General features: G+C 71.1%; 9 protein-coding genes. All 9 read left to right on the plus strand.

Features of this window, described 5'->3' with window-relative positions; translation table 11 throughout:
• Positions 1–45: 45 nt before the first annotated feature.
• The 9 genes from ftsW to ACFV1W_RS12085 all read left to right on the plus strand — a co-directional run bounded on the left by ftsW (position 46) and on the right by ACFV1W_RS12085 (position 9,064).
• Positions 46–1,386, plus strand: coding sequence for a putative lipid II flippase FtsW (ftsW, locus tag ACFV1W_RS12045; protein ID WP_380415529.1), 1,341 nt, complete (start codon positions 46–48; stop codon positions 1,384–1,386).
• A 6-nt stretch (positions 1,387–1,392) separates the two neighbouring features.
• Positions 1,393–2,499: an undecaprenyldiphospho-muramoylpentapeptide beta-N-acetylglucosaminyltransferase gene (murG, locus tag ACFV1W_RS12050; RefSeq protein WP_030282889.1), complete on the plus strand. Its 1,107-nt coding sequence runs from the start codon at positions 1,393–1,395 to the stop codon at positions 2,497–2,499.
• A complete protein-coding gene (locus ACFV1W_RS12055; protein ID WP_380415531.1) occupies positions 2,492–3,268 on the plus strand; it encodes a cell division protein FtsQ/DivIB in 777 nt (258 codons plus the stop codon). The genes murG and ACFV1W_RS12055 overlap by 8 nt, the downstream gene beginning before the upstream one ends.
• A gap of 363 nt (positions 3,269–3,631) precedes the next feature.
• On the plus strand, positions 3,632–4,867 hold the full coding sequence (ftsZ, locus tag ACFV1W_RS12060) for a cell division protein FtsZ (protein ID WP_030282894.1): 1,236 nt from the start codon (positions 3,632–3,634) through the stop codon (positions 4,865–4,867).
• Positions 4,864–5,595, plus strand: a complete 732-nt coding sequence (gene pgeF, locus ACFV1W_RS12065; protein WP_380415533.1) for a peptidoglycan editing factor PgeF — start codon at positions 4,864–4,866, stop codon at positions 5,593–5,595. The genes ftsZ and pgeF overlap by 4 nt, the downstream gene beginning before the upstream one ends.
• Entirely contained in the window at positions 5,595–6,383 is a 789-nt protein-coding gene (locus ACFV1W_RS12070) for a YggS family pyridoxal phosphate-dependent enzyme (protein ID WP_380415535.1), read from the plus strand. Before pgeF ends, ACFV1W_RS12070 begins: the two co-directional genes overlap by 1 nt.
• A 295-nt stretch (positions 6,384–6,678) precedes the next feature.
• Positions 6,679–7,287, plus strand: a complete 609-nt coding sequence (locus tag ACFV1W_RS12075; protein ID WP_030282899.1) for a cell division protein SepF — start codon at positions 6,679–6,681, stop codon at positions 7,285–7,287.
• A 98-nt stretch (positions 7,288–7,385) separates the two neighbouring features.
• Complete coding sequence (locus ACFV1W_RS12080) at positions 7,386–7,667, plus strand: YggT family protein (protein ID WP_030282903.1); 282 nt, start codon at positions 7,386–7,388, stop codon at positions 7,665–7,667.
• A 59-nt stretch (positions 7,668–7,726) separates the two neighbouring features.
• Positions 7,727–9,064 (plus strand): DivIVA domain-containing protein, encoded by a 1,338-nt coding sequence (locus ACFV1W_RS12085; RefSeq protein ID WP_380415537.1) that lies wholly within the window; start codon positions 7,727–7,729, stop codon positions 9,062–9,064.
• Positions 9,065–9,215: the final 151 nt, after the last annotated feature.

Genomic DNA, 9,215 nt, shown 5'->3' on the forward strand with positions numbered 1-9,215 from the left:
GAGGAGCGGGGAGCGGTGGCGGGGCAGGGCAGAGCGGATTCCGGCGTGACGAAGCAGGACTCCGCCGAGCCGTGGCGAGTGATCTCCGCCACCACGACCAAGTACAAGTCGGCCGGTCCGCTGGGACGGTTGCGGGCCTTCCGGGCCCGCGTCCGGTACTGGCTGGACCGGCCGCTCACGCCGTACCTGCTGGTGGTCGGCAGTACCCTGCTGCTGGTCGTGCTGGGCCTGATGATGGTCTTCTCGGCCTCGCAGATCCTGGCGCTCAACCAGCACCACACCGCGCAGTACTACTTCCTCAAGCAGCTGATCGCGGCCGTCCTCGGCCTGGTCCTGCTGGTCGGCTTCGCCTCCGTCCCGGTCGCGGTGCTGCGGGTGATCGTCTACCCGGTGATGTTCGGGGTGATCGGCGCGCTCGCGCTGGTCGCCGTGCCCGGCGTCGGGGTGCGGATCAACGGCAACCAGAACTGGCTGGATTTCGGCTTCTTCCAGTTCCAGCCCTCCGAGTTCGCCAAGCTCGCACTGGTGCTCTGGGGCGCCGACCTGCTCGCCCGCAAGCAGAAGGCCGGCACCCTCACCTCCTGGAAGCACCTGCTGGTGCCGCTGGTGCCGGGCGCCCTGCTGCTGCTCGCGCTGATCATGATCGGCGGCGACATGGGCACCTCGATGATCCTGGTGGCCATGGTGTTCGCGCTGCTGTGGATGGTCGGCGCACCGCTGCGGCTGTTCGTGGCCACCCTCGGGGTGGCGGTCGTGGTCTGCACCGCCCTGGTGATCACCGTCCCGCACCGGGCCGAGCGGCTGGGCTGCATCGGCGTCACCAAGCTCGATCCGGAGGGCGCCTGCTTCCAGGCCCTGCACGGCGTGTACTCGTTCGCGCTCGGCGGCGGCTTCGGCACCGGTCTGGGCGCCGGCGTGGAGAAGTGGGGCCAGCTGCCCGAGGCGCACACCGACTTCATCTTCGCCGCGACCGGCGAGGAACTGGGCCTGGTGGGGACGCTGTCGGTGATCGGTCTCTTTGCGGCACTAGGCTACGCGGGTATCCGTGTGGCCATCGGTACGAAGGATCCCTTCGTCAGGTACGCCGCGGGAGCCGCCACCACCTGGATCATGGCGCAGGCCATGATCAACCTGGGGTCGGCGCTGGGACTGCTGCCCATCGCGGGCGTCCCGCTCCCGCTGTTCTCCTACGGCGGTTCCGCCATGCTGTCGGCCATGTCCGCGATCGGGGTGCTGCTGTGCCTGGCACGCAGCTCCTCGGGCGCGAAGGCGGCCCTGGCCGCCCGGAGCAAGAACTCCCGGATCAGGAAGCGACTGGCCCGGGTGCTGCCACGACGACGAACCACAGCGCGCCCGGCCCCCGGGCCGGCACGCAGGGAGCGGTGAATTTCGGTGCATGTCGTACTCGCCGGCGGGGGGACCGCCGGTCACATCGAGCCGGCCATGGCCCTCGCGGACGCCCTCCGCAGGCACGACCCGTCCATCGGGATCACCGCCCTGGGCACCGAGAAGGGGTTGGAGACCCGACTGGTGCCCGAGCGCGGCTACCAGCTGGAGCTCATCCCGGCCGTCCCGCTGCCCCGCAAGCCCACCCCTGAGCTGATCACCGTTCCCGGCCGCTTGCGCGGCACCGTGCGGGCCGCCCAGGAGATCATCGAGCGGGTCAACGCCGACGCCGTGGTCGGCTTCGGCGGCTACGTCGCGATGCCCGCCTACCTCGCCGCCAAGCGCGCCGGGGTGCCGATCGTGGTGCACGAGGCCAACGCCCGCCCGGGCCTGGCCAACAAGATCGGCGCCCGCTACACCGACTTCGTCGCGGTCTCCACCCCGGACAGCAAGCTGCGCGACTCCCGGTACATCGGCATCCCGCTGCGCCGGACCATCGCCACCCTTGACCGCAACGCCACCCGGCCGGAGGCCCGCCAGTACTTCGGCCTGGACCAGCGGCTGCCCACCCTGCTGGTCTCCGGCGGCTCCCAGGGCGCGCGCCGGCTCAACGAGACCATCACCGCGATCGCCCCGCGGCTGCAGCAGTACGGCGTGCAGATCCTCCACGCGGTCGGCCCGAAGAACGAGCTGCCGCAGGTCGCCGACGTGCCCGGGATGCCGCCGTACCGCGCGGTGCCGTACGTCGACCGGATGGACCTCGCCTACGCGGCGGCCGACCTGATGCTCTGCCGGGCCGGCGCCATGACGGTGGCCGAGCTGGCGGCCGTCGGGCTGCCCGCCGCCTTCGTGCCGCTGCCGATCGGCAACGGCGAGCAGCGGCTGAACGCCCAGCCGATGGTCAAGGCCGGCGGCGGCCTGCTGGTCGACGACGCCGAGCTGACCCCGGACTGGGTGCTGCAGAACGTGCTGCCGGTGCTCACCGACCCGCAGCGGCTGTGGGACATGAGCCGGGCCGCCGCCGAGTTCGGCCGCCGGGACGCCGACGACCTGCTGGTCGGCATGGTGTACGAGGCGATCCAGGCGCACCGCGGCGGTCGCCGCCGTGGCTGACGGCCGGCTCGCCGACCCGTTGGAGGAGGAGCTGGAGGAGGAGGAGTCCGCTCCCCGCCTCCGGCTCTCCCGGCGGGGCATCGTGGTGCTGAGCGTGCTCGGCGCCGCGGTGCTCGGCGTGCTGGCCTGGGTGGTGTTCCTCTCGTCGGTGCTGGACGTGCGCGACGTCGCCGTCCAGGGCACGACCGACGACAAGCTGACGTCGGACCAGGTCCGCGACGCGGTCGGCGGGCTGGCCGGCGGCCCGCTGGCCCGGGTCGACCTGGACGGCGTCCGGCACCGGGTGGAGGCGATCCCCCGGGTGGCGAAGGCCGAGGTCTGGCGGGGCTGGCCGCACACCCTGCAGGTCAAGGTGGTGCAGCGGACCGCGGTGGCCGCCGTCAAGGGGGATGACGGCCAGTTCACCCAGGTGGATGCCGCCGGCGTGAGCTTCGCCACCGAGGCGGCCGCGCCGCAGGGCGTGCCGGTGGTGGAACTGCGGCTCAGTCAGCCCGCGAGGGACGTGGACGGGGTGATCTCCCGGGCGCAGCTGGTGCAGGGCGCGGTGGCGGTGGCCGCCGGGCTCCCGCCGGAGATCGCCAAGCGGGCCGGATCGGTCCTGGTTCACTCCTACGACGACATCGAACTGCAGCTCAGCGGGGGTGCGACGGTGCGCTGGGGGAGCCCCGAGCAGACCGACCGGAAGGCCCGGGTGCTGCTGGCACTGATGAAGCAGAAGGGCACCGTGTTCGACGTGACCGCGCCGGAGGCGCCGGCGGTGTCGGGTTGATCCGCTAGATTCTGTGCCCGAGGGAGGGGTTGACGCCTCGAAGTGTCGGCCCGACCCTTGGTGGTCACCCCGGTTTCCATTGCCGGCCGATGATCACATAGGCTCAAAAGAAAAAGGGAAGCTCGGCGTGTTCGTTGAAACGCGTGCCCGGAGCCACCTAGTGTCCTGTGTCACCAGACTGTGTCCCTTGGTGATGTGACGGAGGCACAGGACTAACCCTAAAGGTCAAGTTTAGGGTTGGGGTCGGCGGTCGGCATTTCGGACATTCAGTCAGAAACCAGGCTCCCTACCCATCGACATCCGTCGGTACGGCCCACCGTCGGGCCGCACCGACCCGGAAATTCGAGGCGAGAGGCCTTCGACGTGGCAGCACCGCAGAACTACCTCGCAGTCATCAAGGTCGTCGGAATCGGCGGCGGTGGTGTCAACGCCATCAACCGGATGATCGAGGTCGGTCTCAAGGGCGTCGAGTTCATCGCGATCAACACCGATGCGCAGGCCCTCCTCATGAGCGACGCCGACGTCAAGCTCGATGTGGGCCGTGAACTCACCCGGGGCCTCGGCGCCGGCGCCAACCCCGAGGTCGGCCGCAAGGCCGCCGAGGACCACCGCGAGGAGATCGAGGAGGTCCTCAAGGGGGCCGACATGGTCTTCGTGACCGCCGGCGAGGGTGGTGGCACGGGCACGGGCGGCGCGCCCGTCGTCGCCAACATCGCCCGCTCGCTGGGCGCCCTGACCATCGGCGTGGTCACCCGCCCCTTCACCTTCGAGGGCCGCCGCCGGGCCAACCAGGCCGAGGACGGCATCGCCGCCCTGCGCGAAGAGGTCGACACCCTCATCGTGATCCCCAACGACCGGCTGCTGTCCATCTCGGACCGCCAGGTCAGCGTGCTCGACGCGTTCCGCTCGGCGGACCAGGTCCTGCTCTCCGGTGTCCAGGGCATCACCGACCTGATCACCACCCCGGGTCTGATCAACCTCGACTTCGCCGACGTCAAGTCCGTCATGTCGGACGCCGGTTCGGCGCTCATGGGCATCGGCTCGGCCCGCGGCGAGGACCGCGCCAAGGCGGCCGCCGTGATGGCGATCTCCTCGCCGCTGCTGGAGGCCTCGATCGACGGCGCCCGCGGCGTGCTGCTGTCCATCTCGGGCGGCTCCGACCTCGGCCTGTTCGAGATCAACGAGTCGGCCCAGCTGGTCAGCGAGGCCGCCCACCCCGAGGCCAACATCATCTTCGGTGCGGTCATCGACGACGCGCTCGGCGACGAGGTGCGGGTCACCGTCATCGCGGCCGGCTTCGACGGCGGTCAGCCGCCGGCGATCGTCCGCGACCCGGTGGTGAAGTCCACCACCCCCGCCGCCCCGGCCACCCCGCCGGCCGCCCCGGAGCGCCCGGCCGGCCGGCCGTCGTACGGGAGCATCGGCTCGGTGACGTCCCGGTCCGAGGGGGAGGCCCAGGCCGCTCCGACGCGTTCGGCCGAGACCCAGGCCGCCACGACCACCGCCGCTTCGGTGCCGCCGCAGGTGCAGCAGTCGACCCGGCAGCCGTTCGTGGAGAGCCCGGCCGAGGAGCTCGACGTCCCGGATTTCCTTAAGTGATCGATCACGCGGTCCGCGCGGGTGCTCACTTCGCCTTCACCGATCGGTGGGGCGGGGTGAGCACTTCGCCGTACGGGGAGCTCAACCTCGGCGGCGCGGTCGGGGACGACCCGGAGGCCGTCCGGGAGAACCGGGCGATCGCGGCCCGGGAGCTGGGGCTGAACCCGGCCGACGTGGTCTGGATGAACCAGGTGCACGGCGCCGAGGTGGCCGTGGTGACGGAGCGCCAGCCGCTGGGGCACGCCCCGGCGGTGGACGCGGTGGTCACCGACCGGCCGCTCGCGCTCGCGGTGCTGACCGCGGACTGCACCCCGGTGCTGCTGGCCGACCCGGTGGCGGGCGTGGTGGGCGCGGCCCACGCGGGCCGGCCCGGGCTGGCGGCCGGAGTGGTGGCCGCGGCCGTCGCGGCGATGGTCGAACTGGGGGCCGAACCGGCGCGGATCACCGCCGCCACCGGCCCCGCGGTCTGCGGTCGCTGCTACGAGGTGCCGGCCGAACTGCGCGCCGAGGTCGCCGGGATCGTCCCGGCGGCCTTCGCCGAGACCTCCTGGGGGACCCCGGCCCTGGACGTGCCGGAGGGCGTCGCGGCCCAGCTGGCCGCGGCGGGGGTCACCGAGCTGGTGCGGTCACCGGTCTGCACCCTCGAATCCGCCGATCACTTCTCCTATCGCCGTGAGCAGCGCACGGGCCGGCTCGCGAGCTACGTCTGGTTGGGCTCTGATCACTGATGACGAACGACATCTACGGACCGTTCCCGGGCAGCCCGGAGTTCCTGGGGGGCCTGACCGAGGGGCAGCGGGCCCGGTACGAGGAACTCGGCACCAACCTCGAAGTGGTCGAGCGCCGGATCGTGGACGCGTGTGCGGCCGCCGGACGTCCGCGCGAGGACGTCACCCTGATCGTCGTCACCAAGACCTACCCGGCCGAGGACACCGCGCTGCTGGCCGGACTGGGGGTGACGGACGTCGCGGAGAACCGCGACCAGGACGCCGCGCCCAAGGCGGAGCAGTGCAGAAACCTTCCTCTTGACTGGCACTTCGTCGGGCAGCTGCAGACCAACAAGGTCCGCTCGGTCGTCCGGTACGCGAACCACGTGCACTCGGTGGACCGGCTGCGGCTGGTCAGGTCGCTCTCTGCGGCCGTGCTCAAGTCCGGGCGCCCGGAGCTGGGTTGCCTGGTGCAGGTGGCGCTGGACAAGGAGCACGGGGAGGGCGCGCACCGGGCCGGGGTCGCCCCCGAGGACGTCGCCGAACTCACCGACGCGATCGCCGACACGCCCGGGCTTCGCCTGGACGGTGTGATGACCGTCGCTCCGCTGGCCGGTCCGCTGGCCGGGGACCCGGCCCGCGCCTTCGAGCGGCTGGCGGAAATCGCAACCGCCGTACGGGCGGCCCATCCGGCTGCCACCATGGTCTCCGCAGGTATGAGCGGTGACCTTGAGCAGGCGATTGCCGCCGGGGCGACACATGTGCGCGTCGGAACGGCGGTACTCGGAGTGAGGTCACCCCTCGGGTAACGTCACCGGGTAGTAGATCAGACTGCAGGACAAAATAGGACAGAAACTAGCAGCTTTCAGAAGCGCTAGCCAACCGTGGATCGCAGCTCCGCGGCCCCACCCCGAGAACCCTGACGGCGCGTCGCCTTGACGGGCCGTCGCGGGCGGCCGAGGAATCCGCAGGCAGGGCCGTGGCCCCGGCCGCAGGGACGGTTCGCACGGAGCGAGCGGAGCGAGCGACCGATGGAAGGTGCGCGGCTTCGCGAAGCAGCCACCGAGCGCCAGCGAGGTGGCCATGAGCGGAGGAGACAGGAGCATGGCCGGCGCAATGCGCAAGATGGCGGTCTACCTCGGCCTCGTGGAGGACGAGACGTACGACGGCCAGGGGTACGACCCCGACGACGACTACGACGCGGACCCCGAGCCGATCCGTACCGGACAGCGGACCGAGGACATCCCCCGGCCCGCGGCCGCTCCCGCCCCCGCCCCGGTCTCCTCGATCACCCCGCAGCCGGTCCCGGCCGCGGTGCCGATCCGGCAGGAGACTCCGAGGATGGCCCCCGTGTCGTCCATCACACCCGAACGCCGCCACAACCTGGAGAAGAGCGCACCGGTGATCATGCCCAAGGTAGTGAACGAACGAGAGCCCTACCGCATCACCACGCTGCACCCGCGGACCTACAACGAGGCCCGTACCATCGGGGAACAGTTCCGCGGCGGTACCCCCGTGATCATGAATCTGACCGAGATGGACGACACGGACGCGAAGCGGCTCGTAGACTTCGCCGCTGGACTCGTCTTCGGTCTGCACGGCAGTATCGAGCGCGTGACACAGAAGGTGTTCCTGCTGTCGCCTGCTAACGTCGATGTCACGGCGGAGGACAAGGCTCGGATCGCCGAGGGTGGGTTCTTCAACCAGAGCTGACCCGGCCACGACTTTACGTGTGGATCTGATCAACAGTGGTTGGCGACAGGTGATGAGCGGCAGGCCCTAGGGCCCTGGACCGGGGAGAGGGAAACGCGATGGACATCGTGTGGGCGGTGCTCTACTACGCCCTGACCGTCTTCCTGGTGTTCCTGCTCGTTCGACTGGTCATGGACTGGGTCTTCCAGTTCGCGCGTTCGTGGCGGCCCGGCAAGGCCATGGTCCTGGTCCTGGAGGCCACGTACACTGTCACGGATCCGCCGCTCAAGCTTCTTCGGCGGTTCATTCCGCCGTTGCGTTTCGGGGGCGTGGCGCTCGACCTGTCCTTCTTCGTACTGATGATCATTGTGTATGTCCTGATCTCGCTTGTGCACCCCTAGTCGTAGGTGAGCGATGCGACAGGATGCCGGTGTGCCGACGATCACGTTGAGGTGAAGAGATGCCATTGACCCCCGAGGACGTTCGGAACAAGCAGTTCACGACCGTCCGCCTGCGTGAAGGCTATGACGAGGACGAGGTCGATGCCTTCCTCGACGAGGTCGAGGCGGAGCTGACCCGCCTCCTCCGGGAGAACGAGGACCTGCGCGCCAAGCTGGCCGCCGCGACTCGCGCCGCCGCGCAGAACCAGGCCAACATGCGGAAGGAGCCGCCGCAGGACTCCCAGCGTCCGGCTGCTCCCGTCCCGGCCGCCATATCCGGCCCGCCGGTCCCCGGCCAGCAGGGTCCGGGTGGCCCGCAGCAGATGGGCCCCGGCGGCCCGCAGCAGATGGGCCCCGGTGGTCCTCAGCAGCAGCAGATGGGCAACCAGCCGCTCGGCCTGCCCTCCGGTGCGCCGCAGCTCCCGGCCGGCCAGGGTGGTCCGATGGGCCCCGGTGGCCCGCAGCAGATGAACCAGACCATGGGCGGCCAGCAGCAGCTGGTCCAGCCGATGGGTGGTCAGATGCTCCAGCCCATGGGCGGTCCCGGTGGCCCGCAGCAGATGGGCAACCCGATGGGCCAGGGCATGGGCCAGCAGCAGCAGATGCAGCCGATGGGCGGCCCCATGGGCGGCCCGCCGCAGCAGATGGGCGGCCCGCTCGGCGGCCCGATGCAGCAGCAGGGTCCCGGTGGCGACAGCGCCGCCCGCGTGCTGGCGCTCGCCCAGCAGACCGCCGACCAGGCGATCTCCGAGGCCCGTTCCGAGGCCAACAAGATCGTCGGCGAGGCGCGCAGCCGGGCCGAGGGCCTGGAGCGCGACGCCCGGGCCAAGGCCGACGCCCTGGAGCGGGACGCGCAGGAGAAGCACCGCGTCGCGATGGGGTCGCTGGAGTCCGCGCGGGCCACGCTGGAGCGCAAGGTCGAGGATCTGCGGGCGTTCGAGCGTGAGTACCGGACGCGTCTGAAGTCGTACCTGGAGACCCAGCTGCGTCAGCTGGAGTCGCAGGCCGACGACTCGCTCGCGCCGCCGCGGATCCCCGCCACCGCGTCGCTGCCGCCGGCGGCGTCGTCGATGGCGCCGGCCGGGGGCGGGTCGATGGGCTCTGCGCCTTCCTTCGGTGGGAACCAGCCTTCGTTCGGTGGTAACTCGCCGTCGTTCGGGGGGCAGAGCTCCTTCGGTGGGAACGCGTCGGCGCCCTCCTTCGGTGGGCAGGGCGGTGGCAACAGCGGTGCACCGCAGATGCAGCCGGCCGGGATGACCCAGCCGATGGCGGCGGTGCGGCCGCAGCCGCCGCAGCCGATGCAGCAGGCTCCGGCGCCGATGCGGGGCTTTCTGATTGACGAGGACGGCGACAACTGAGGTTGTAGCTGGGGTTTTGGGGCGTCCCCTTTCTGGCCTTCGGGCTGGGGAGGGGGCGTCCTTTTTGGTGTTCGGGGGGTGGGCTCTCGGGAGGGTGGGTGCCGGGGCGGGGGCGGGGGGGGGGGCGGCGGGGGGGGGGGGGGTGTTTTGG

The organism is Kitasatospora sp. NPDC059648, from assembly GCF_042734825.1.
Taxonomy (GTDB): domain Bacteria; phylum Actinomycetota; class Actinomycetes; order Streptomycetales; family Streptomycetaceae; genus Kitasatospora.

Bases quoted from the DNA above. Each gene is read 5' to 3' on its own strand.
- ACFV1W_RS12085 (WP_380415537.1), top strand. From the start codon at position 7,727: ATGCCATTGACCCCCGAGGACGTTCGGAACAAGCAGTTCACGACCGTC.
- ACFV1W_RS12080 (WP_030282903.1), top strand. From the start codon at position 7,386: ATGGACATCGTGTGGGCGGTGCTCTACTACGCCCTGACCGTCTTCCTG.
- ACFV1W_RS12075 (WP_030282899.1), top strand. From the start codon at position 6,679: ATGGCCGGCGCAATGCGCAAGATGGCGGTCTACCTCGGCCTCGTGGAG.
- ACFV1W_RS12070 (WP_380415535.1), top strand. From the start codon at position 5,595: ATGACGAACGACATCTACGGACCGTTCCCGGGCAGCCCGGAGTTCCTG.